Annotated in this window: 24 protein-coding genes; 13 read left to right on the top strand and 11 right to left on the bottom strand. The window is 71.3% G+C overall.

Annotated features, from left to right (window positions below):
- The first annotated feature begins 2 nt into the window (after window positions 1-2).
- The gene (locus M4D54_RS06260) at window positions 3-359 is read left to right on the top strand and encodes a VOC family protein (protein ID WP_193865309.1); all 357 of its coding nucleotides are present in this window, start codon (window positions 3-5) and stop codon (window positions 357-359) included.
- Window positions 360-440: 81 nt separating this feature from the next.
- Here the strand turns inward: M4D54_RS06260 and M4D54_RS06255 are convergent, their stop codons facing one another.
- From M4D54_RS06255 to M4D54_RS06230, 6 genes are all read right to left on the bottom strand, one after another.
- Complete coding sequence (locus tag M4D54_RS06255) at window positions 441-1,181, bottom strand: DNA-3-methyladenine glycosylase (RefSeq protein WP_259890731.1); 741 nt, start codon at window positions 1,179-1,181, stop codon at window positions 441-443.
- Window positions 1,178-1,600, bottom strand: a complete 423-nt coding sequence (locus tag M4D54_RS06250; RefSeq protein WP_193865310.1) for a metal-sensitive transcriptional regulator — start codon at window positions 1,598-1,600, stop codon at window positions 1,178-1,180. Before M4D54_RS06250 ends, M4D54_RS06255 begins: the two co-directional genes overlap by 4 nt.
- Window positions 1,600-3,024 carry an adenylosuccinate lyase gene (gene purB / locus M4D54_RS06245; protein ID WP_259890730.1) on the bottom strand — a complete coding sequence of 475 codons (1,425 nt, stop codon included), beginning with the start codon at window positions 3,022-3,024 and terminating at the stop codon, window positions 1,600-1,602. The genes M4D54_RS06250 and purB overlap by 1 nt, the downstream gene beginning before the upstream one ends.
- Window positions 3,025-3,102: 78 nt before the next feature.
- A complete protein-coding gene (locus tag M4D54_RS06240) occupies window positions 3,103-3,537 on the bottom strand; it encodes a phage holin family protein (RefSeq protein WP_228018941.1) in 435 nt (144 codons plus the stop codon).
- Window positions 3,538-3,549: 12 nt separating this feature from the next.
- Complete coding sequence (locus M4D54_RS06235) at window positions 3,550-3,960, bottom strand: type II toxin-antitoxin system VapC family toxin (protein WP_193865312.1); 411 nt, start codon at window positions 3,958-3,960, stop codon at window positions 3,550-3,552.
- Window positions 3,960-4,202, bottom strand: coding sequence for a type II toxin-antitoxin system Phd/YefM family antitoxin (locus M4D54_RS06230; RefSeq protein ID WP_193865313.1), 243 nt, complete (start codon window positions 4,200-4,202; stop codon window positions 3,960-3,962). The genes M4D54_RS06235 and M4D54_RS06230 overlap by 1 nt, the downstream gene beginning before the upstream one ends.
- 111 nt (window positions 4,203-4,313) lie before the next feature.
- On the opposite strand from M4D54_RS06230, the gene M4D54_RS06225 reads away from it, so the two are divergent.
- On the top strand, window positions 4,314-5,255 hold the full coding sequence (locus M4D54_RS06225) for an alpha/beta fold hydrolase (protein ID WP_193865314.1): 942 nt from the start codon (window positions 4,314-4,316) through the stop codon (window positions 5,253-5,255).
- Window positions 5,256-5,313: 58 nt separating this feature from the next.
- Here the strand turns inward: M4D54_RS06225 and M4D54_RS06220 are convergent, their stop codons facing one another.
- Window positions 5,314-5,697 (bottom strand): type II toxin-antitoxin system VapC family toxin, encoded by a 384-nt coding sequence (locus M4D54_RS06220; RefSeq protein ID WP_193865315.1) that lies wholly within the window; start codon window positions 5,695-5,697, stop codon window positions 5,314-5,316.
- Window positions 5,694-5,918, bottom strand: a complete 225-nt coding sequence (locus M4D54_RS06215) for a FitA-like ribbon-helix-helix domain-containing protein (RefSeq protein ID WP_193865316.1) — start codon at window positions 5,916-5,918, stop codon at window positions 5,694-5,696. The genes M4D54_RS06220 and M4D54_RS06215 overlap by 4 nt, the downstream gene beginning before the upstream one ends.
- 91 nt (window positions 5,919-6,009) lie before the next feature.
- On the opposite strand from M4D54_RS06215, the gene M4D54_RS06210 reads away from it, so the two are divergent.
- From M4D54_RS06210 to M4D54_RS06200, 3 genes are all read left to right on the top strand, one after another.
- Complete coding sequence (locus M4D54_RS06210; RefSeq protein ID WP_193865317.1) at window positions 6,010-7,116, top strand: histidinol-phosphate transaminase; 1,107 nt, start codon at window positions 6,010-6,012, stop codon at window positions 7,114-7,116.
- Window positions 7,117-7,234: 118 nt separating this feature from the next.
- Entirely contained in the window at window positions 7,235-8,557 is a 1,323-nt protein-coding gene (locus M4D54_RS06205) for a nitrate/nitrite transporter (RefSeq protein ID WP_259890729.1), read from the top strand.
- A 165-nt stretch (window positions 8,558-8,722) separates the two neighbouring features.
- Window positions 8,723-10,012 carry a Gfo/Idh/MocA family protein gene (locus M4D54_RS06200; RefSeq protein WP_193865319.1) on the top strand — a complete coding sequence of 430 codons (1,290 nt, stop codon included), beginning with the start codon at window positions 8,723-8,725 and terminating at the stop codon, window positions 10,010-10,012.
- A gap of 36 nt (window positions 10,013-10,048) precedes the next feature.
- On the opposite strand, the gene M4D54_RS06195 is transcribed toward M4D54_RS06200, so the two are convergent.
- Complete coding sequence (locus M4D54_RS06195; RefSeq protein ID WP_193865320.1) at window positions 10,049-10,651, bottom strand: hypothetical protein; 603 nt, start codon at window positions 10,649-10,651, stop codon at window positions 10,049-10,051.
- A 47-nt stretch (window positions 10,652-10,698) separates the two neighbouring features.
- Window positions 10,699-11,676 carry a CPBP family intramembrane glutamic endopeptidase gene (locus M4D54_RS06190; RefSeq protein ID WP_193865321.1) on the bottom strand — a complete coding sequence of 326 codons (978 nt, stop codon included), beginning with the start codon at window positions 11,674-11,676 and terminating at the stop codon, window positions 10,699-10,701.
- A gap of 322 nt (window positions 11,677-11,998) precedes the next feature.
- Between M4D54_RS06190 and M4D54_RS06185 the strand changes: the two genes are divergently transcribed.
- The 8 genes from M4D54_RS06185 to M4D54_RS06150 all read left to right on the top strand — a co-directional run bounded on the left by M4D54_RS06185 (window position 11,999) and on the right by M4D54_RS06150 (window position 19,546).
- Window positions 11,999-13,252, top strand: a complete 1,254-nt coding sequence (locus M4D54_RS06185; protein WP_259890728.1) for a thiamine pyrophosphate-dependent dehydrogenase E1 component subunit alpha — start codon at window positions 11,999-12,001, stop codon at window positions 13,250-13,252.
- Entirely contained in the window at window positions 13,249-14,238 is a 990-nt protein-coding gene (locus M4D54_RS06180; protein ID WP_102234789.1) for an alpha-ketoacid dehydrogenase subunit beta, read from the top strand. Before M4D54_RS06185 ends, M4D54_RS06180 begins: the two co-directional genes overlap by 4 nt.
- A gap of 30 nt (window positions 14,239-14,268) precedes the next feature.
- Window positions 14,269-15,822 (top strand): dihydrolipoamide acetyltransferase family protein, encoded by a 1,554-nt coding sequence (locus M4D54_RS06175; RefSeq protein ID WP_193865323.1) that lies wholly within the window; start codon window positions 14,269-14,271, stop codon window positions 15,820-15,822.
- Between the two features lie 87 nt (window positions 15,823-15,909).
- The gene (locus tag M4D54_RS06170) at window positions 15,910-16,461 is read left to right on the top strand and encodes a CrcB family protein (RefSeq protein WP_259890727.1); all 552 of its coding nucleotides are present in this window, start codon (window positions 15,910-15,912) and stop codon (window positions 16,459-16,461) included.
- Window positions 16,458-16,877: a CrcB family protein gene (locus tag M4D54_RS06165; RefSeq protein WP_193865324.1), complete on the top strand. Its 420-nt coding sequence runs from the start codon at window positions 16,458-16,460 to the stop codon at window positions 16,875-16,877. The genes M4D54_RS06170 and M4D54_RS06165 overlap by 4 nt, the downstream gene beginning before the upstream one ends.
- A complete protein-coding gene (locus M4D54_RS06160; protein ID WP_259890726.1) occupies window positions 16,874-18,802 on the top strand; it encodes a cytochrome c oxidase assembly protein in 1,929 nt (642 codons plus the stop codon). Before M4D54_RS06165 ends, M4D54_RS06160 begins: the two co-directional genes overlap by 4 nt.
- 97 nt (window positions 18,803-18,899) lie before the next feature.
- A complete protein-coding gene (locus tag M4D54_RS06155; RefSeq protein ID WP_193865326.1) occupies window positions 18,900-19,121 on the top strand; it encodes a CopG family transcriptional regulator in 222 nt (73 codons plus the stop codon).
- Window positions 19,118-19,546, top strand: a complete 429-nt coding sequence (locus tag M4D54_RS06150) for a TA system VapC family ribonuclease toxin (protein WP_193865327.1) — start codon at window positions 19,118-19,120, stop codon at window positions 19,544-19,546. The genes M4D54_RS06155 and M4D54_RS06150 overlap by 4 nt, the downstream gene beginning before the upstream one ends.
- 150 nt (window positions 19,547-19,696) lie before the next feature.
- On the opposite strand, the gene M4D54_RS06145 is transcribed toward M4D54_RS06150, so the two are convergent.
- Window positions 19,697-21,124 (bottom strand): NAD(P)/FAD-dependent oxidoreductase, encoded by a 1,428-nt coding sequence (locus tag M4D54_RS06145; protein ID WP_193865328.1) that lies wholly within the window; start codon window positions 21,122-21,124, stop codon window positions 19,697-19,699.
- Window positions 21,125-21,150 lie beyond the last annotated feature (26 nt).

Below are 21,150 nucleotides of genomic sequence, written 5' to 3'. Positions count from 1 at the left end.
CCATGTCAGCAATCCGTGCCGTGACCGTGATCCTCGAGGACCCCTCCGCAGCGGCGCAGGCCCTGCACCGCACCTTCGGATGGACGGTCGACAGCGACTTCGGCACCTTCGCCTCGCTCGCCCTCCCCACGGGCATCCCCCTGTGGATCAACGCCCCGGCACCAGGGGAGAGCGTCACCGGCCACCTGGTGCTGCACCTGTCGGCCGCCGATGTCGATGCCGCCTTCGGCCAGGCCGTGGAGCGCGGCGCGGTGGCCGTGCGCGAACCGCAGGACATGGACTTCGGGGAGCGGTCCGCCTGCGTCGCCGTCGATGCCGCCCCCGGCCTGGTGTTCGACTTCTCCCGGCCGATCGGCTGAGCGCACCCGCAGCCGGGTCAGCATCCGCGCAGGTCCTCGTCGCAGCCGGGCGCGCCCCGCAGCGCACGGGGAGGACTGCTCTCAGCGGTTCAGCGCCCCCGGCCCGGAGACGGTCGGGTCCCCGGCGATGCGGTACCGCCACGGGAAGCGCTCGGGATGGGAGGCCTCCTCGCGCAGCCCGATGCGCGGGCCGACGGCGAGCCGCGGATGCGGCATGAGGGGTTCCTGACCGGAGCGGCCGACGCCCGGATGCTCCTCATCGACCTGATCCCGCGGATCCGCACGGCCCGTCAGGTGGAACTCGCCGCCGCTGCACAGGTCCAGGCCGTCATCGGCGAAGGTCACGCCGCAGGCGACGGTGGCGCGGCCCGGTCCCCGCGCCAGGTCCCGCTCGCTGCGGCACACCCCGGAGGCACGTCGGCGCTCGAGGGCGATCTCCTGGCCGGCGATCACCTCACCGGCCCGGATCAGGCACCCGGTGGCGGTGCCCTCGGCGTCGGCCACGATGTTCATGCAGGAGTGCAGGCCCATGTGCCGGTACACGTACAGGTGGCCGGGCGGCCCGAACATCGTGGCGTTGCGCGCGGTGCGGCCCCGGTACGCGTGGGAGCCGGGGTCCTGCGCGCCCACGTACGCCTCCACCTCCGTGATGCGCAGCGCCACCCCGCGGCCCACGAGCACGCAGCCCAGCAGCAGCGGCGCCAACTCCAGGGCGGGCCGGTCGAAGAAGGAGCGGGGCAGCGGACGCTGGCCGGGCAGGCCCGGCGGTGTTCCGGGGCCGGCCGCGTGGGAGCCGGCTCTCTCGTAGCCAGGCGAGGTCACTTCATCAGCCGCTTCACGGCCTGCATGATCTCCTCCATCTTGCGGTCCAGCTCCGCGGCGTCACCGGACTGCGCTGCGGCGTGCACGCAGTGGTGCACGTGGTCGTCCACCAGCCCCACCGCGACGGACTGCAGGGCCTTGGTGACCGCGGAGACCTGCGTGAGCACGTCGATGCAGTAGGCATCGTCCTCCACCATGCGGTGCACGCCCCGCACCTGTCCCTCGATCAGCTTCAGCCGGCGCAGGTAGGCGGACTTGGATCCCTGGTAGCCGGGGTCACCGTGCCGGCCGTGGTCGGACTCTGGAGCATGGTTCGAGCCACCGCAGCAGCCGGCGGCACCGGGGCCTCCGACAGGAGCCACCGGACCGGACGAGCCCGCGGGCTCGACGGGAGCCACGGGCGGAATGTCGTCGTTCATCAACTGTCCTCCCCCTCGGCCTGCTCGAGGTGGTCCACCAGGCGGGCCGCGTAGCCGACGTAGGTGTGTGGGGTCAGCTCCAGCAGCCGCTCCCGCTCCGCCTCCGGCAGTCCGAGCCCCTCGATGAACTCGCGCATCGCCGCGCCGTCCACCCGCTGCCCGCGGGTGAGCTCCTTGAGCCGCTCATAGGGGCTGTCCATGCCGTCCACGCCCTGCACCCCCAGGGTGCGCATCACCGACTGCACGGCCTCGCCCAGCACCTCCCAGTTGCCCTCGAGATCGGCGGCCATGGCCTGCCCGTCGACATCCAGGCCGGCCAGCCCCCGACGGATGTTGGAGATCGCCAGCAGGGAGTGCCCGAGCGCCGGGCCGATGTTGCGCTGGGTGGTGGAGTCGGTGAGGTCACGCTGCAGACGCGAGGTGACCAGGGTCTGGGACAGAGAGTCCAGCAGCGCCCCGGAGATCTCCAGGTTCGCCTCCGCGTTCTCGAAGCGGATCGGGTTCACCTTGTGCGGCATGGTGGAGGACCCGGTGCCACCCTGGGCGGAGAGCCGTTGGCGGAAGTATCCCAGGGAGATGTAGGTCCAGATGTCGGTGGCCAGGTTGTGCAGGATCCGGCCGGCGCGGGCCACATCCGCGTACACCTCGGCCTGCCAGTCGTGGGACTCGATCTGCGTGGTCAGCGGGTTCCAGGTGAGCCCCAGGTGCTCCACGAAGCTGCGGGAGACCTGCTGCCAGTCCGTGCCCGGCACGGAGATCGCATGGGCGGCGTACGTGCCGGTGGCGCCGTTGATCTTGCCCAGGTACTCATCGGCCTCGATGCGGCGCACCTGCCGCGCCAGGCGGTGGGCGAACACCGCCATCTCCTTGCCCAGGGTGGTGGGGGTGGCGGGCTGGCCGTGGGTGCGCGAGAGCATCGGCACCTCTGCGGTCTCGCGGGCCAGGGTGGTGAGGTCATCGATCACCTCGCGCAGCGCCGGCAGCCACACCCGCTCGATCGCGCCCTTGATCATCAGCGCGTAGGAGAGGTTGTTGACGTCCTCGCTGGTGCAGAAGATGTGCACCACCTCCGCGAGCGGCTCCAGGGAGGTGCCGGCCAGGCGACGCTTGATGTAGTACTCGATCGCCTTGACGTCGTGGACCGTCTCCTTCTCGATCTCCGCATGCTCGGCGATGCCCTCGGCGCCGAAGTCCTCAGGGATGGCGCGCAGCAGCGCGATCTCGTCCTCGGTGAGTGTGCGCAGGCCGGGGATCGCGCCGGCGTCGAGCAGGTGGATCATCCACTCGGTCTCCACCACCAGGCGGGAGCGGTTCAGGGCCGCCTCGGAGAGGTGATCGACCAGGGGCGCGGCCTGTGCGCGGTAGCGCCCGTCCAGCGGGGTCAGCGCGATCGGCGGAGTGATGTCGGCGAAGGAGTGGGCCATGGGGACCATTGTCCCATCACCTCGGGCCCGGCCGGCCGGGAGGTCCGCACCCCCGAGCGACCGGGTCCAGCTCGCTGCTCAGGCCTCGCGGCGCTCGCCGTCACCCAGCCCGGTCACGGCCTCCACGATCGCCGAGAGCACGCCGATCACGATGCCGGCCAGCAGCGCCCACCAGAAGGAGTCGAACTGCAGGGTCAGCCCGAACTGGGCCGAGATCCAGCTGGTCAGCAGCAGCATCAGGGTGTTGATGACGAGTTGGAACAGGCCCAGGGTGAGGCAGGTGATCGGCAGGGCCAGAAGCGAGAGGATGGGCCGCACGATCGTGGTCACCAGGGCGAGGATCAGGGCGATCGCGCCGATGGTGAGCACCTGGGTGAGCAGCGGGGCGCTGTCGTCGCCCAGGTGCATGCCCGGCAGGATCAGCGCGGTCACCCACAGGGCGAGGGCTGTGACGATGAGTTGTCCTAGGAAGCGCATGGGACCAGTGTCCCAGGTGAGCTCGGTGGAGTGCATGTCCCGAGGCGGTCAGGCATCCCAGGGGTTGACCAGCTCGACCTCCAGATGCTGGAAGTCCCGGGTGTTCCGGGTCACCACGCGCAAGCCGTGAGCGAGGGCGGTCGCCGCGATGAAGCAGTCCCGGTCAGGGCGCGGGTCAGGCACCTGCAGTGCTGCGGCACGCCGTGCCACCAGTTCGTCGACCGCGAGCACTCGGCCGTGGAAGGACTGTCGGACAGCGCCGTCCAGCCATCTGCGCAGGGCAGCGCCCTGCAAGGGATCGCGGCGCTCGAGCCTGCGCACTCCCAGATCCAGCTCGAACATGGTGATGGCGCTCAGGAACAGTGCGGTGGGCTCCTGCTCCCGGAACCATGCCACCACGTTCGTATCAGCAGAGGGCTTCCGGATCTCACTGATGACGTTCGTGTCCAGGAGATGCATCAGAACTCCGGCACCTTCGTGTCGATCCGTGCAGGGGTGAACTCGACATCCACGTCCTCGCTCATCCTGAGCCGGTTGAGGAGATCGTCCATGCCGCCCTGCGTGAGGCGCCTGTACTCCTCGAAGGTGAGGAGGACGAACGCCGGTTCACTGCGATCGGTGATGACGACCGGCCCGTGCGCAGCGGCGCGCTTGGCGGCGCTCACGTCCTGGTTGAACTGGCGAGACGTCACAGTTGTCATAGTGCCCTCCCCGTGATGTAGTTACGTACCTACATTGTTTCGCCCGTGCCGAGCTCCCGCAAGGGGTGCGGCCCTCTGGGAACGGAGGGCCTCGGCGCATACCGTGCATGCATGAGTTCGACTGCTCGGCTGTCCACGATCGTCCGCACCCCGGACGGCCGCGCCCTGCACATATACGGCCTGCGTCGAACCGGGGCGGGTGTGACGTCGACCGGGGAGCCGACCCAGGCGGCGGCCAAGACTCATGCCGTCCCATCCGGGTCGGCCTCGCTCCGCCCCCTGGTGGTGCTGGAATCGGGACTGGGCGTGAGCGGGCGGTTCTGGGGACCCGTGCAACGGGCTCTCGCCGCATCCACGGAGGCCCTGGTCCTGGCCTACGACCGGGCCGGCCACGGGCGCAGCGATCCTGATCCGGCCCCGCGCACCCTGCAGCGCCTGGCCGATGACCTCGAGACCGTGGTCCATGTCGTCCCGCACGACCGCCTGCTGCTGGTGGGGCACTCCTGGGGCGGGCCGATCGTGCGCACCCTCGCCGCCCGCCTCGCCGCCCGAGGCGCCCCACCCGCCGGCGTGGTGCTGGTGGACCCCGCCGACGAGAACTGCGACCTCTACTTCGCCCGATCCACCCGTGCCAGCGGGGTGCTGCAGGACCTGCTGTACATGCCCCTGGCCCTCACCGGGCTGCTGCAGCCGCTGGGCCGCGCCATCCTCGAGGGTCTCCCGTCGGCCGATCGTGACGCCGCGGCCCGCGCCTCCTCCACGCTCGCCGCCGCCCGCGCCACCATCGCCGAGAACCGCATGTTCACCCGCGAGATGCGGGGCCTGCTCAGCTCGCCGCCGGATCTCGGGGAGGCACCCGTGACGATCATCTCCGGCACCTCCACCAGCCAGTTCGACGACCGGATGCGGCGACTGCTGAACGAGGCGCACCGGCTCAGCGCGCAAAGCCTCCCGCGCGGGCATGTGGTGGAGGCGGATCGCTCCGGGCACATGGTGCCGATCACCGAACCGCAGCTGGTGGTGCGCGAGATCCGCGCGCTGCTGGATGCCTGAGACGCCGTTGCTGCCATGCTACCGCCTCGGCATCGCAGCGAGACCGCGGCAGGAACCGTCAGGGAACGTTGGCGCAATCGGGCGCTGCCGCGGCCAGACGGGCATCGAGTGTGAGCAGGCGGCAGCCGATGACGCGTGCCAGCACCACGTACATCGCGTCGTAGGCCGTGAGGTTGTGCCGGAGTGCCCAGACGGCAGGCAGCCGGTCGATCATCGGCACCTGTTCCACACCCAGCTGCTGGAACTCACGGAACGCCCGTAGCGCGTCGTCCTCGGTCAGATGGCCGCCCAAGGACCAGCCCCGCACAACAGAGGCCACCTCGGCGGTGAGGTGCTGGGGTGCGATCAGATCGTGGCCCTCGAGATGCGGAACGGCAGATGCACCCCGAGCAGTGCCGAGCAGGACCTCGGCGACCACCGACGCGTCGACCACGAGGGTCATGCGCTCGGCCGCTGCTGGGCCAGCACAGCTTCTGCCGGTGGAAGCTCACGCCGCCCCCGCTCGGAGATGCGGGCCAGCAGCTCGGCGCGACTGGGCTGCGTGGCCAGCCGCTCGAGCTCGTCGCGCAGGTAGTCGCTCAGCGACTTGCCCTCGAGCGCGGCCTTCGCCTTGAGTGCCCGACTGGTCTCCTCAGGAACATTGCGCACCTGGATCGTTGTCATGCACCAAGCATAGGTGGCATGCAGAGTGCATGCACAGCCCATCCCTCGGCCCGCCCGGTACGGCGATCGCGACCGGGCATAACCTGAGGCCATGACCGCTACACCGCGCTCCGAGTCGATCCGACTGCGCTCCGCGCTGGAGGCGCTGCCCGCCTACGTGGCCGGCAAGCCCGCCGCCAACGGGGCAGGCCCTCGGTTCAAGGTCTCCTCGAACGAATCGCCGTTCCCTCCGCCCGCGGCGGTGCGGGAGGCCGTGATCACCGCGATGGACAGCGCGAACCGCTACCCCGACATGGGTGCGGTGGCCCTGCGGGAGGCGCTCGGTGCCCTGCACGGCGTGGACCCCACGCAGATCGCCGTGTCCACGGGCTCGGTGGCCGTCTGCGGCGATCTGGTGCGCGCCGTCGTCGACCCCGGCGACGAGGTGGTCTTCGCCTGGCGCTCCTTCGAGGCCTACCCGATCCTGGTGGGCTCCCACGGTGGGGTCAGCGTCCCGGTTCCCCTGACCGCCACCTTCGAGCACGACCTCGAGACCATGGCCGCCGCCATCACCGACCGCACCCGCCTGGTGCTGCTGTGCACACCCAACAACCCCACCGGGCCCTCGCTGACCACCGAGCAGATCCGCGTCTTCCTGAGCCGGGTGCCGGAGCACGTGGTGGTGGCCCTGGACGAGGCCTACCGGGAGTTCCACGACCCCGACTCCGTGGCCGAGACCGCCACGATCTTCCGCGACCATCCCAACGTGGTGCTGCTGCGCACCTTCTCCAAGATGCAGGGCCTGGCGGGCCTGCGGATCGGCTACGCCGTGGCCCACCCCCGGCTGGCCCGTGCACTTGGCCAGGTCACCGTGCCCTTCGGAGCGGGATCCCTGGCCCAGGCCGCGGCCCTGGCCAGCTGCGAGCCGGCCGTGATGGCCGAGCTCGAGCAGCGGGCCGCATGGATCCGTGAGGAACGCGCGCGCGTGGCCGATGCACTGCGGGCGCAGGGCTGGGAGCTGCCGGTGAGCCAGGGCAACTTCCTGTACTTCCCGCTGGCCGAGCGCAGCGCGCAGTTCGCCGCCTTCGCCGAGCAGCGCGGCCTGGTGCTACGGGCCTATGGGGTGGACGGCGTGCGTGCCACCATCGCCGAGCAGGAGGCCAACGACCTGCTGATCGACATCTGCGGCCAGTGGCGCGAGCGCGACGCGCAGGCCTGAGAGGCGCCGACGGTCCACGGCAACCCACGGGGGCCGGTACGCCCCGAGCGGCCCTTGGGCGTACCCTCCTGGCGGCGGACCGGCAGGACCGGGCCGGATCGAGGAAGGAGCAGAGCGGATGAGCAGCGTCAGCGCGCCACGTCTGGGAGGCCCGCGGGCCTACGTGGTGTGGATCGCGGCCGTGCTCGCCTACGCCTCGGCAGTGCTGCAGCGCACCACCATGGGTGTGGCCGGACTTGACGCCACCGAGCGCTTCGGCGCCTCCGCCACCATCGTCTCCACCTTCGTGGTGGTGCAGCTGCTGGTGTACGCGCTGGCGCAGGTCCCGGCCGGCCTGCTGCTGGACCGGTACGGCTCCCGGGTCACGCTCACCGCCGGCGCCGTGCTGATGGCCGCCGGTCAGCTGCTGCTGGCCCACGCCGACACCGTCACCGTGGCGATCCTGGCGCGAGTGGTGGTGGGTGCGGGGGACGCCCTCACGTTCTCCAGTGCCATCCGCCTGGTGCCGGCCTGGTTCCCCGCCGCCCGGGTCCCGATCCTCACCCAGCTCACCGGGATCCTGGGCCAGGTGGGGCAGATCGCCTCCGCCGTGCCCTTCGTGATGATCCTGTCCCTGCACGGGTGGACCCCGGCCTTCACCGCCTCTGCCGGGGTGGCGGCCTGCGGAGCGCTGCTGGCACTGCTCCTGGTGCGAGCCACCCCACCCGGGATGCGCCGTCCCACCGTGAAGCAGGACCTTCGGCGCATCCCCCTGGTGCTGGGACGCATCCTCCGTCACCCCGCCACCCAGCTCGGATTCTTCACCCATCTCACCTCCGGGTTCCCCGGGATCGTGTTCTCCATGATGTGGGGGTTCCCGTACCTCACGGCGGGGGAGCGGCTGCCGCTGCCGGTGGCATCCGGGGTGATGACGGTGCTGGTGATCGCGGGCATCGTCTCCGGGCCCGTGATCGGCGCGCTCACCCAGCGCCACCCGCTGCGCCGCTCCACCCTGGTGCTGCTGATCATCGCCACCATCCTGGTGCCGCTGATCGCCCTGGTGCTCTGGCCGGGACCCGCCCCTATGTGGCTGCTGATCGTGCTGGTGGCAGGCCTGGCGATCGGCGGTCCCGGTTCCAACGTGGGCTTCGACTTCCCGCGCACGGACCTGGCCCGGCACCGCCTGGGCACCGCGACCGGTGTGGTGATCATGGGCGGTTTCGTCGGCGGCCTGGTGGCGATCCTGGTGATCGGCCTGGTGCTGGACGCCCTGCGTCCCGACGGTGCCTACGACCTGGAGGCCTTCCGCATCGCCTTCGCGGTGCAGATCCCGCTGATCCTCGCCGGGATCACCGGGATGCTGGTGAGCCGCCGCAACCTGCGCCGCCGCATGGCTGCCCGCGGGCAGGTGGTCCCGCCGTGGCGCGAGGTGTTCCGCAACGGCCGATGGCGGAGGATCTGACCCCCGGTCCGGATGCAGCAGGCCATCCCGGGGGACGCTCGCGGCGTGTCGGCCCGGGAACGATCACTAGGCTGGTCCGCAACCACCCGCCCGGTGCCGCGTGGCCGCGACCCAGCCCCGCAGCCCCGCCTCCACTTCGTCGTCCTTCCAGCTCAGGAGCCTTCCATGACGTTCACTCTCGGCATCGTCGGCATCGGCCAGTTCGGCTCCCACTTCGCGGAGCTGTTCGCCGCTCACCCCGAGATCGACGCCCTCTACGCGGTGGACTCGATCCCCGAGCGGATCGACGCCGTCGAAGCACGCGGTGTGCCGTTCGCCGGGCGCTTCGACACCCTCGAGCAGCTGCTGGACTCCGACGTGGACGCCGTGGCGATCTTCACCCAGCGCTGGACCCACGGCCAGCACGCCCTGGCCGCCCTGCGCGCCGGCAAGCACGTGTACTCCTCCGTGCCGATGGCCATCGAGGAGGAGGAGATCCGTCAGATCACCGAGGAGGTGCAGCGCAGCGGCCTGGTGTACATGATGGGCGAGACCAGCCAGTACAACGCCGCAGTGGTGCTGGCCCGCCGCCTGTACCGGCAGGGCGTGTTCGGTGAGGTGTTCTACGCCGAGGGCGACTACGTCCACGACATGGACCTGGGGTTCTACGACGCCTACAAGTACTCCGGCGGCGAGCAGTGGAAGTCCACCGCCTCCTACCCGCCGCTGCTGTACCCCACGCACTCGATCGGCGGCATCCTGGGCGTGATCCCGAACCACGCGGTCTCCGTCTCCGCGATCGGCCGCCCCGACACCCGCGGCGACGGGGTGTTCGACAAGAGCGTCTCGATGTTCGGCAACGACGTCTCCAACGCCTTCGCCCTGTTCGAGATGGACAACGGCGGCGCGTTCCGCACCAATGAGCTGCGCCGCGTTGGCTACCCCTCCCACAAGCGCGAGTCCCGCTTCCGGTTCTTCGGCGAGGAGTCCTCCTTCGAGGAGACCGTGGAGGTCACCTACTGGCACGACAAGCAGCGGGTGCTGGAGGTGACCGACCTGATCGCCACCGGCGCCACCATGAGCCTGGACGATCCGCGCCTGGCCGACGTCTCCCCGGCCCTGCGCGACGCCTTCGTGGCCGGTGCCGCCCCCGCCCACCACCAGGCGCGCCTGCCCAAGGAGCTCCAGGGCAAGCCCAACGGCCACGAGGGGGCCCACCACTTCCTGGTGGACGATTTCGCCCGCGCCGTGGCCGACGGCATGCAGCCCATGGTCAACGCCTGGCAGGCCGCCCGCTACACCCTGCCCGGGGTGATCGCCCACCAGTCGATGAACCGGGACGGCGAGCGCCTGCCCATCACCGACCTGGGCGACTGCCCCCTGCCGGTGCAGGACCTCGACGTCGACCAGGAGCCGCTGGACCTCGAGGCCCTGTTCGCGGCGCAGGATGCACGGAAGGGCTCCGCTGTGCAGTGAGGAGCTGCCGGGCCGTGACCGGGAGCGTGCTTCCTCTCACTCGGCGTCCGACTCGGTGTACGCCAGTCCCAGCAGCGTGCCGTCCTCGGCCACGGTGATCTCCGCTCGGGTTGCACGTCCGGTGCGTTCCTCGATCCGGGAGACATGCAGGACACGCCCGATCAGCCTGGCCTGCGGGGGGCCGGCGCGGGTGAGCTCCCCGTACACCGCCGGGACGGCGTCGAAGGCGCGCGCCACGCCGCCGGATCCCGCCATGCGGCGGATATGGGCGGAGGCGCGCTGCTCCAGCTCCTCGTAGCGGCGCTCCGCGGCTGCATCCAGCAGCCCGACGGCAGCGGCCACCTGGGAGGCGGAGGGATCCGGCTGCGGGCGCGTGACCTTGAGGGGCACCTGGCGCCCGAACCGCTTCTGCGCGGCCTGCCGAGTGATCCCCAGCTGCTCACCGATGGCGGCCCAGGTCATCCCGGTGGCGCGGGCCTCGGCGACGAACAGGTGCAGGGTGCGCTCGGCGGTATCGGCCAGATGGGCGGCCGCCGCGAGGGACTGCTGGACCTGTGCGCCCGGTGCGTCGGCCAGCGGCCCCAGGCACAGGGCCGAGGCCACGCTGATCTCATCGCGCAGTCGGGAACGGTCGTCCATGGCGGCATTGTCTCGCGCCCCGGGTCCCGTGGCTGCGCGACGTCGAGCTACAGCACATCGGGGGTCTGCGGGCCGTGCTGCTGCGGCCCGAAGGTGCCCCGAGCCCCTCGCGGCATGATCAGGTAGGCGGCGAACACCGTCAGGGCGATCCCGATCACCCCCAGCGGGGTGTCGATGAACCAGTTCATCTGCTCGAGCGTTCCCTGGGTCGCCACGATGGACACCGCCAGCCCCACGGTGCTGTTGAGCGTGGAGTGTGCGAAGGCCGCGGGCAGGGGGTTGCCGCCCGCGCGCTCGGTGATCGCCCCGAAAAGGAAGTGCAGTGCCACACACGCGATGATGAACATGCCGATCGCCAGAGGACGGGGCGCTCCGGGGTAGTTGTGTCCGATCAGCGTGATCGGCAGGTGCCACAGCGACCAGATGAGAGCACCCACCACGATCGCCCCGGTGAAGCCCAGGGGCTTCAGCTGCCGCCACAGCCAGCCGCGCCAGCCGATCTCCTCTCCCAGGGCGGGGATCACGGAGACGAGCAGGTTCACGGCGGTGACAGCCAGCACGACGGTCACGGCGACCGGCACGGGCATCTCGGCGCCGGCGTCGGCCATCGCAATGGTCGTCGCGTGTGCCCAGGTGCTGCCGGTGAGATCACCCGGCACGCCGCGCAGCACCATGATCACGGCGGAGGCGGCGTTGATCGCCAGCATCACCAGCACGGCCAGCGGGATCCACAGCGCCAGGCGCTTCCAGCGACCGCGGAAGCGCAGCCCCACCTCATCCCGCCAGGAGCCCCTGGTCACCAGCTTCACCACGATCACGGTGGCGATCGCAGGGGCGAACATGCCTGCGGACAGCACCCATGAGTACAGGGGGTGGGTGATACCGCCGGGCAGGAACCAGAACGGGGCAGCGCTCAGGGCGAGCAGCGCGTAGGCGATCGCGGCGAAGATCAGCACCGGTTTCCAGGGGACCGAATGAGGCGGGGGCAGCATCTCGGCGGGTCGGTGTGCGGGATGGGGGCTCATGACAGGAGTGTGATGCGACAGCCACCAGGAAGTCAACTGATGGTTGACATGCGCGGGCCTGCGGCCTGGATCGACTGCTCCTTGTGTAGTGGATGGTCCTCGCACGGTGGGATGCGCGGCTGCCGGAGAGTCCGCTCATGCTGGTGTACGTCGCCCTGCCCTGCATCCTCCTCGCCGTGGTGACCCTTGCAGCTGGGATGCGCGCGTGGCAGTCGCGTCCAGCTGCCGCGATCGTGAGCAGCAGTGGTCCCCACGGCGCGCCGGAGTCGGTCGGCGAGGCTCCTCCCTCTCACCCTACGGAACCGTAGGTTACGATCGAGCGGTGAGCGCGTTCTCGACCACCATCCCGCCTGTCGCCGACCAGGAGCCGATGACCCAGCTCCTGGCTCCCGACGGCACCCGGACCCCCCACGAGGAGTTGGACGCCGTCCTGGCGGGGCACAGCACCGCATCCCCCGCAGGTGCCGCTGAGGGCGATGCGTCAGCAACCGCCGACCCCGGACCGGACCTGGCCTCCCCGGAACGCCTGCGCGGCTACTACCGCGACATGGTGATGATCCGCGCGGCAGACCTCGAGGCCACCTCGCTGCAGCGGCAGGGCCAACTGGGCCTGTGGGCCAGTGCGCTCGGGCAGGAGGCCGCGCAGATCGGCGCCGGGCACGCGGCCCGCACCCAGGACTACCTCGTCCCCACCTACCGCGAGCACGGGGTCGCCTGGGCGCGCGGCATCGAGCCGATGCGCCTGCTGGAGATGTACCGCGGGATCTCCCACTGCGGCTGGGACCCGTACGAGCTGCGCACCCACCCGTACATGATCGTGCTGGGCTCCCAGGCCCCCCATGCCGTGGGCTACGCCATGGGCCTGCAGCGCGACGGCCTGGTGGGAACCGGCGACCTCGACAGCGACACCGCGGTGCTGGCCCTGTTCGGCGACGGCGCCTCCAGCGAGGGCGAGGTCTCCGAGTCCTTCACCTTCGCCGCCTCCTTCCAGGCACCGGTGGTGTTCTACACCCAGAACAACCAGTGGGCGATCTCCGTGCCCACCTCCGTGCAGACCCGGGTGCCACTGGCCCAGCGCTCCCGCGGCTGGGGCATCCCCTCGATCCGGGTGGACGGCAACGACGTGCTGGCCGTACTCGCCGCCGTGCGCTCGGCCATGGACGCGGCCCGCGCCGGGGAAGGGCCCCGCTTCATCGAGGCCATCACCTACCGCATGGCCGCCCACACCACCAGCGACGACGCCTCCCGCTACCGCAGCAGCGAGGAGGAGCAGCAGTGGGCCGACAAGGACCCGATCCTGCGCCTGCGCCGCCACCTCGCCCAGCTCGACGAGATCGACGAGACCTACGTGAAGGCCTGCGAGGAGGAGGCCCACGACCTCGCCATGCGCCTGCACCACTTCATCCACGACATGCCCGATCCGGACCCGGTAGCCATGTTCGACCACGTCTACGCGGAGCCCCATCCCGTGGTGGAGCGCGACCGCGAGCAGTACCTGCAGTACGTCGCCCAGTTCGAGGACGACGCAGACAGCACCGAAGGATCCGGCGCGACGGGCGGGGGGAGCGGCCGATGAGCACCACCAGCAGCACTCTTCCCATCGCCAAGGCGATCACCGCGGGACTGCGCGACGCCATGCGCGCCGATGACCGCGTGCTGATCATGGGGGAGGACGTGGGCGTGCTCGGCGGCGTCTTCCGCGTCACCGATGGTCTGCACGCCGAGTTCGGCTCCCAGCGGGTGGTGGACACCCCGCTGGCCGAGGCCGGGATCGTGGGCACCGCCGTGGGCCTGGCCTACCGGGGGTATCGGCCCGTGGTGGAGATCCAGTTCGACGGCTTCGTGTTCCCGGCCTTCAACCAGATCACCACCCAGGTCGCCAAGATGCACTACCGCACCCAGGGCCGGGTGAGCCTGCCGATCGTGATCCGCATCCCCCACGGCGGCGGCATCGGCGCGGTGGAGCACCACTCCGAGAGCCCCGAGGCACTGTTCGCCCACACCGCCGGACTGCGCATCCTGGCCCCCGCCACCAGCCAGGACGCCTACTGGATGACCCGCCAGGCCATCGAGAGCGACGACCCGGTGATCATGCTGGAGCCCAAGCGCCGCTACTGGGTCAAGGGCGACGTGGATCCCGACCACCGGCCCGAGCTGTCCCCCTGGGAGGCAGCCGTGGCCCGCCCCGGCACCGACGCCACCCTGCTGGCCTGGGGCCCCAGCCTCCCGCTGGCCCTGGAGAGCGCCGAGGCCGCGGCGGCTGAGGGCGTCGACCTCGAGGTGATCGACGCCCGCTCGCTGGCACCCCTGGACCTGCCCACGGTCTACGAGTCGGTCAAGCGCACCGGCCGCCTGGTGATCGTGCACGAGGCCCCCGTGCTCGGAGGTCTGGGCGGTGAGATCGCCGCCCGCGTGGCCGAGGAGTGCTTCTACCACCTGGAGGCGCCCGTGCTGCGAGTGGGCGGCTACCACACCCCTTACCCGCCGGCCCGCATGGAGCACGCCTACCTGCCCGATCTGGACCGGGTGCTGGACGCCGTGGATCGCGTCCTCGCACACTGACTGTTCCCACCCCCGTGGAAGGACCACCCCATGGCTGACCCCACCGACCCCCAGGCATCCGGCTCCGCGCCCGACAGCCGGATCGTCCGCATCAATCTCACCGACCCCGGTGAGGGCCTCACCGAGGCCGAGATCGTCGACATCAAGGTCTCCGTGGGCGACACGATCGCCATCAACGACGCCGTGATCGAGGTGGAGACCGCCAAGAGCGCCGTCGAGCTGCCCAGCCACGTCGCCGGTACGGTCACCAAGGTGCTGGTGTCCATCGGCCAGGAGGTGCCCGTCGGCGCCCCGCTGTTGGAGATCGACACCAGCGGCGGCCCCGCCCCCGAGCAGAGCCCTGCTGCCGGAGACGCGGTGGAGGCCACCCCGCAGGAGACCGCCCAGGCCGCGGAGCAGGACCGTGGCCAAGATCCTGACTCGCAGCGGGACGCCGACCCCGGGCAGAGCGTCGGTTCCGCGCAGGATGCCGGTTCAGCGCAGGACGCCGGGGCCGACGGGGCCGCGGAGGACGCGGGGGAGGACCAGCCCAAGAACCTGGTGGGCTACGGCGCACCGTCGGCCCCCCAGCGCCGCCGGCGTCGCCGCACCGCCCAGGAGGAGGACACTCAGGTCCCCATCGACCGGATCCTCGCCAAGCCGCCCGTGCGCAAGCTCGCCCGCGACCTCGGCATCGCGCTCGCCGACGTGCTGGCCACCGGGCCCGATGGCACCGTCACCCGTGAGGACGTGCTGGCCGCCCAGCAGCGCGCCATGAGCGGCGACACCGTCACCGTGCACGACGGCCAGTACTTCCCCGAGGAGTCGCCGCAGGCCCCCGAGGGCCTGGACGCCGCAATGAAGTCCAGTCGCCACCAGCCCTTCGCCGGCGTCACCAGCGACGAGCGCACCACCCGGGTCCCGATCCGCTCGGTGCGCAAGCGCACCGCCGAGGCGATGGTGGCCTCCGCCTTCACCGCCCCGCACGTGACTGTGTTCAATGAGGTCGACATGACTGCTGCCACGCGCATCGTGCAGCAGCTGCGCGGTTCGCGCGAGTGGTCCGGGGTGAAGGTGAGCCCCCTGGTGGTGGTGGCCAAGGCGCTGCTGGTGGCGATTCGCCGCAACCCGGAGGTCAACGCGTCCTGGGACGAGGACGCCGGCGAGATCGTCTACAAGCACTTCGTGAACCTCGGCATCGCCGCGGCCACGCCGCGGGGTCTGATCGTCCCGAACATCAAGGACGCCCACCTGATGACCCTGCGGGAGCTGGCCGAGGAGATCGACGAGCTCGCCAAGACCGCACGGGCCGGTCGCACTCCGCTGTCGGCAACCCGCGAGGGCACCATCACCATCACCAACTTCGGCGTGTTCAACATCGACTCGGGCACCCCGATCCTGAACCCCGGCGAGTCGGTGATCCTGGGGATCGGCGCCATCAAGGAGAAGCCATGGGTGGTGGACGGCCAGGTGGTGCCCCGGCAGATCGCACAGCTCGCCCTGAGCTTCGACCACCGCCTGATCGACGGGGCCCTCGGTGCCGAACTGCTGCGCGACATCTCCGCCGTGCTGGAGGACCCGGCGCTCGGACTCGTGTGGGGATGACCGCTGCGTTCGACTCCTCCGTCACAGCGGGCCCGCACCCGAGGCCGGCGGTGACCGCGATCCGGTGCGCCTCGGTACTCTGAGGCGGTGACCTCCCCCTCCCCACGCCCGACGGCCCGCCGCGATGACGCGCGCATGCACACCGTCGAGATGGACGCGCTGCGACTGGAGGACAGCACCGAGGCCGAGACCCTCAGCTCCGGTCCTCCGCGGACGCCCCTTCCCTCCCGGCAGGTCGTCCTCCTGGTCGCGGCCGGCGGGGCGCTCGGTGCACTGCTGCGGTTCCTGCTGAGCGCGGCCGTACCGAGCCTGGCCACGCCCACCCTGGTGGAGCTGCCCTGGGCGACCCTGCTGGCCAACGTGCTGGGATGCCTGGGGCTGGGGGCACTGGTCGGAGTGCTCGAGGTGCGGCCGGGCAGGCCCTGGATGCAGCCGCTGCTGGGCACCGGCCTGTGCGGGGGCTTCACCACCATGTCCACGGCAGTGCTGGACGGGGCGGCCATGATGGGTGCGGACTTCGCGATCCTCGCCATCGTCTACGCCACCCTCTCGCTGGTGCTCAGCATCGGCGCGCTGGTGGTGGGCATGCTTATCGCGCGCTTCCTGGCACGCCGTGGTCCGGAGCAGGTGAGCGCATGACCTTCCTGCTGAGCATGCTCGTGGTCGCCCTGGGCGGCGCCGGGGGAGCGGCCAGCCGCTGGGGCCTGATCGTGCTCATGGAGCGGCGTGCCGCCGCCCGCGAGCGGTCCGGCCACGGGCACCTGCCCACCGGCCTGGAGATGATGCCGTGGGCGACGTTCCTGGCGAACCTCCTGGCCTGCCTGCTGCTGGGGATCCTGGTGATGCGGCTGGGATCGGTGGGAGGGACCCTCGAGCTGCTGTACCTGCTGCTGGGCGTGGGGTACTGCGGGGCCCTGTCCACGGTGGCCACCGCGGCGCTGGACGTGGTGAACCTGGTGCGGCGCGGGGCGCCGGTGCTCGGGCTCGGCTACGTGCTGTTCACCATCGGCACCGGCATGGCCGCCCTATGGCTGGGCCTGGTGATCGGCTCGTGACCGCACCCCCCTCCCGGCGCGGCGCCCGCGACGCTGCAGCCCGCCGCCCTGACGCCGACTCCCGTCCCGACCGCTCCCCGCTGATCCCGGCCCTCATCGGAGGCGCCGTCCTGCTGGTGCTCGCCGCGATCTCGGTGCTCGCGGCCGACGCCGCCGGGGCCGGCAACCCCGTGCTGCGCGATGCAGGACTGATCGCCCGCACCGGGGCGCCTGTCGCCGCCCTGATCGCCGACCTCGCCGGCGCGATGTCCCTGGGCGGGGCGCTGCTGGCCGGATGGCTGCTGCGCGAGGAGGCCGACCGCTCCCGCGCCATGCTGGTGGTGGCGGTGACCGCGGGCGTGACCACGGTGGCGCGCGGCGTCGCCCTGCTGTTCTCCTACGCGATCGCCACTGGACAGCCGGTCGGATCGGACCGATTCGGCTCCGACCTCAGCGTGTACCTGGCCACGGACCTAGGGGTGTGGCTGCTGACAGCCCTGCTGGTCAGCGCCGCAGCCACCGCTGTGGCCGTCACCGGGTCCTCCCGGGGCCTGGCCCGCGTGGTCACCGTGATGATCGCCGCCGTGGCGTTCTGCGCCGCCATGACCGGGCACGCCTCCGGCGGGGACACCCACGAGGTCGCCACCTCCACCATGATGGTGCACCTGCTGGCCGTGGGCATCTGGCTGGGCGGCCTGGCCGTGCTGCAGCTGCTGCCGGCCACCTCCCGGGACGATGCTGCCGTGGTGCGCGGCTACTCCCACCTGGCCCTGATCGCCTGGATCGCCCTCGCCCTCAGCGGCGTGTGGGCGCTCGCGGTGCGCATGAACTCCCCGGCCGAGCTGCTCACCCACCCCTATGTGCAGCTCGGTGCCGCCAAGGCCGTGCTGCTGCTGGCCCTGGGGGCGATGGGCGCGCTGCAGCGCCGCCAGATCGCCACCGGCCTCGCTCGCACCGCTGCCGAAGGGCAGGGCCCGCCGCCGGTGGCGGTGTACCGCAGGCTCGCCCTGATGGAGCTGGCCCTGCTGGGGCTGGCCGTGTCCCTGGCCGCGGCCATGAGCTCCTCCCCGCCGCCGGCCGAGGCCGTCCCTCCGCCTCCGGGCCCGGCCGCCGTGCTCTCCGGCTACCCGCTGCCTCCAGCCCCGGAGCTCACCACGGTGCTCACCCAGTGGCGGCCCGACCCCTTCGGCATGGCCCTGGCCTGCGCCCTGCTGCTGTGGTGGTGGCGCCCCGCCGCGCCGTCCCGCGAGCGGGCAGCGAGCATCCGCCTGGTGGCAGGGGCTGCGCTGCTGGTGCTGGTCACCTCCGGTGCACTGAACGTGTACGCCAAGGTGCTCGTCTCCGCCCACGTGCTGCAGCACGTGCTGCTGGTGGCGGCGGGCGCCCTGATCGGCAGTGCGCTCACCGTGCCGGCGGCTGTGCGCGTGCTGGGGCGGGGACGCACTTGGCTCGCCGCCCTGGTGGCCGCCGCCCCGGTGGCGCTGCTGATCGCGGTGTACGCCGGGCCCGGGCTGCGCGTCGCGCTCGAGAGCCACGTCGCCCATCTGGGGCTGCAGGTGCTCGCCCTGGTCGGTGGTGCGCTTGCGGTGCTGCTGGTGCGCACTGCGCTTGAGGAAGCTCCTGCCGCCGAGGTTGCTGGCAAGCGTCGACGCTCCACGGTGGCCCGTGCCGCGCTGGTGGCGGGCGCGCCGCTCCTTCTGCTCGTGGTGGCGGGCATCGCCCTGTCCACCACGGACATCCTGCTGGCGGCCAGCTGGTTCGGCGCGACGGGTCGGCAGTGGTGGCCGGACGCCCTGGCCGATCAGCACGGGGTCGGATTCCTCATCGCCGGGCTGGCCGTGCTCTGCGCGGCGGTCGTTCCGGTTGTGCTCCGGAGGGGTCGCCGCCAGGCGGCCGGTTCGCAGCTCGTCCTGAAACCAGGAGTGCGCACCACAACCGGGAGCTGACAGTTCGATCCGGCGCTGGTGCGGGGATCCCGCGGGGATCCCCGCAGTGCGCATCAGTGATGCATGATGCGTGCATCACTGATGCTACGCTGAATGCATGAGAACCACCGTCAATCTCACGCCGGATGTCGAGGCCGAGGTCGCCAGGCTGCGCCGTGAGCACGGGCTGGGCACCAGTGAAGCTGTGGTCACCCTTGCGCGACGGGGGATGCAACGCGGCAGCGCGCGGCAGCGGTTCGTCCAGCGCACCGAATCGCTCGGAGCTCGCATTGATGTCAGCAACATCGGCGAGGTCCTGGACACTCTCGATCACGAATGATCGTCGACGCCAACATCCTGCTCTATGCGGTGGACGAGTCAGCTCGGGACCACCCCTCCGCCAGGTCCTTCCTCGAGGAGCACCTCAACGGTGAGGTGAGGATCGGACTTCCATGGCAGAGCCTGTCGGCGTTCCTGCGCATCGCCACGCACCCCCGGATCATGGGCACGCCCTTGTCGGCACCCACCGCAGCGGTCTTCGTGGACGACTGGCTCGGGGCCCCCGCGGCGTGGATGCCCGATGTCACCCCGGCGAGCTGGTCGATCCTGCGTGGCCTGATGGAGAAGCACGATGTGACCGGCAACCTGGTTCCCGATGCCCAGCTCGCGGCTCTGGCCATCCAATACGGGGTGCCGGTTGTCAGCGCAGACTCCGATTTCGCCCGATTCACGGACGTCACGTGGCTCAACCCCTGTGCACGGTGAATGACATGGGCAGGTGCCCATCGATCCGAGCGCACGGCACGGCGCATTCCGTCCTGCGCGGGAGCTGACGAACCGGCTCGGAGTGACGTTCCCGCGGGAACGCCTCAATGCTCCCGGTGGAGGATCGCCCCGAGCCGTGCCGCGGGCGGGTCAGGCGAACAGCGACCGCACCGTGCGCAGGCGCCCCAGCAGGCGGTCGCGGTCCACGAACGGCACCACACGGCCCTCGGAGGAGTCGGCCGGATTGCGAGTGGCCGGCGGCGTGGACTCGGCAGCGCGGCGGTTGACCGGGGCGGTGCCCAGCTTCCCGGTAATCCGGCCCAGCAGGCCGCCGCCCTTGCCCGCGGTGGTCACCGGCACCGCGGAATCGGAGCCCGCGCGGGCGCGGTGGAACTGGGTGAGGGCGGGGGAGCCGTCGCGCACGGCCTTCATCAGGTAGGCGGCGATGTCGGCCTGTTCCACCAGGATCGGCAGCACCCCACCGGAGACCCGGTTCTGACCGAGCACCACCAGGTCGTCGCGACCCCGTGGGAACGCTCCCAGGAACAGGTCCAGCTCACCGCGGGCGGTGCGGGGGATGACGTCCTCCGGGAGGTGGTCCGCACCGGTCTCGTACCCGGTGGCCAGCACGATCAGGTCGGGCCGGTAGTCGGATTCGTCGGCGTAGACCACCGTGCCGTCGGCCCGTACCCCGGTCACCGGGGCGATCGGGGTGATGCGGCCCTCGCGGATCCGGTCCAGCACGTCGTCGGAGATGATCACCGCGTCCTCCAGGACGCTCGCGGACGGCTTGGGCAGCCCGACGTCCGACGGGTCCCCGGCCATCCGGCCGATGACCGTCTGTGCGATCGCGTCGTTGAGCTTCCCGAGCGCGGCGGGCTCGCGGGAAGCAGCCACGTCCCCGGGCATGCCGGCGATGTGGCGGGGCACGATCCAGTGTCCGGTGCGCACGGACCAGCGCACCTCCAGGGCGCGACGGGCGGCGTCCACCGCGATGTCGGCCGCGGACTGGCCGGACCCCACCACCAGCACACGCCTGCCCTCCAGGCCGTCGGCGCCGTTCCACTGCTTGGAGTGGATCACGCGGACCGCGGGATCGACCTCGGCCGCCCAGGCGGGGAGGTGGGGTCGCTCGGAGATGCCGTGGGCGGAGATCACCGCGGCGTAGATGTGGATCTCCCCGGTGGAGAACTCCACCTGCCACACGCCCTCGGAGAACGGGCGCGCAGAGCGCACCTCGACGCCGGGCCGGAAGTGCTCGGTGAGGTCGTAGCGGGCCGCATAGGCGCGCAGGTACTTGCCCATCTGCTCGGGCCGCAGGTAGTCGGGGAAGGACACCGGCTGGATCATGTCCTCGTACTGCGTGAAGCGGCGCGAGGAGACCATCTCCATCGAGCGCCAGGTGGGGGAGTCCTCCCGCTCCTCGTTCCAGATGCCGCCCACGTGGGCGGAGCGGTCCACCAGGTCGAAGGGCACCTCCAGGGCCTTCAGGGCGGCGGCGGCGGCGAGTCCCGCGGGACCGGCGCCGATCACCAGCACCTTCTCGCGGGTGGGGACCGGGTCGTGGAGCTCGGACATCGAGGGGCCTTCCGGATCGGGCGTCG

Source organism: Brachybacterium sp. p3-SID1565, assembly GCF_025143785.1.
In the GTDB taxonomy this organism is placed as follows: domain Bacteria; phylum Actinomycetota; class Actinomycetes; order Actinomycetales; family Dermabacteraceae; genus Brachybacterium; species Brachybacterium epidermidis.
Note: the sequence above shows the minus strand (reverse complement) of the source record. Positions and strands in the feature narration are given on the sequence as shown.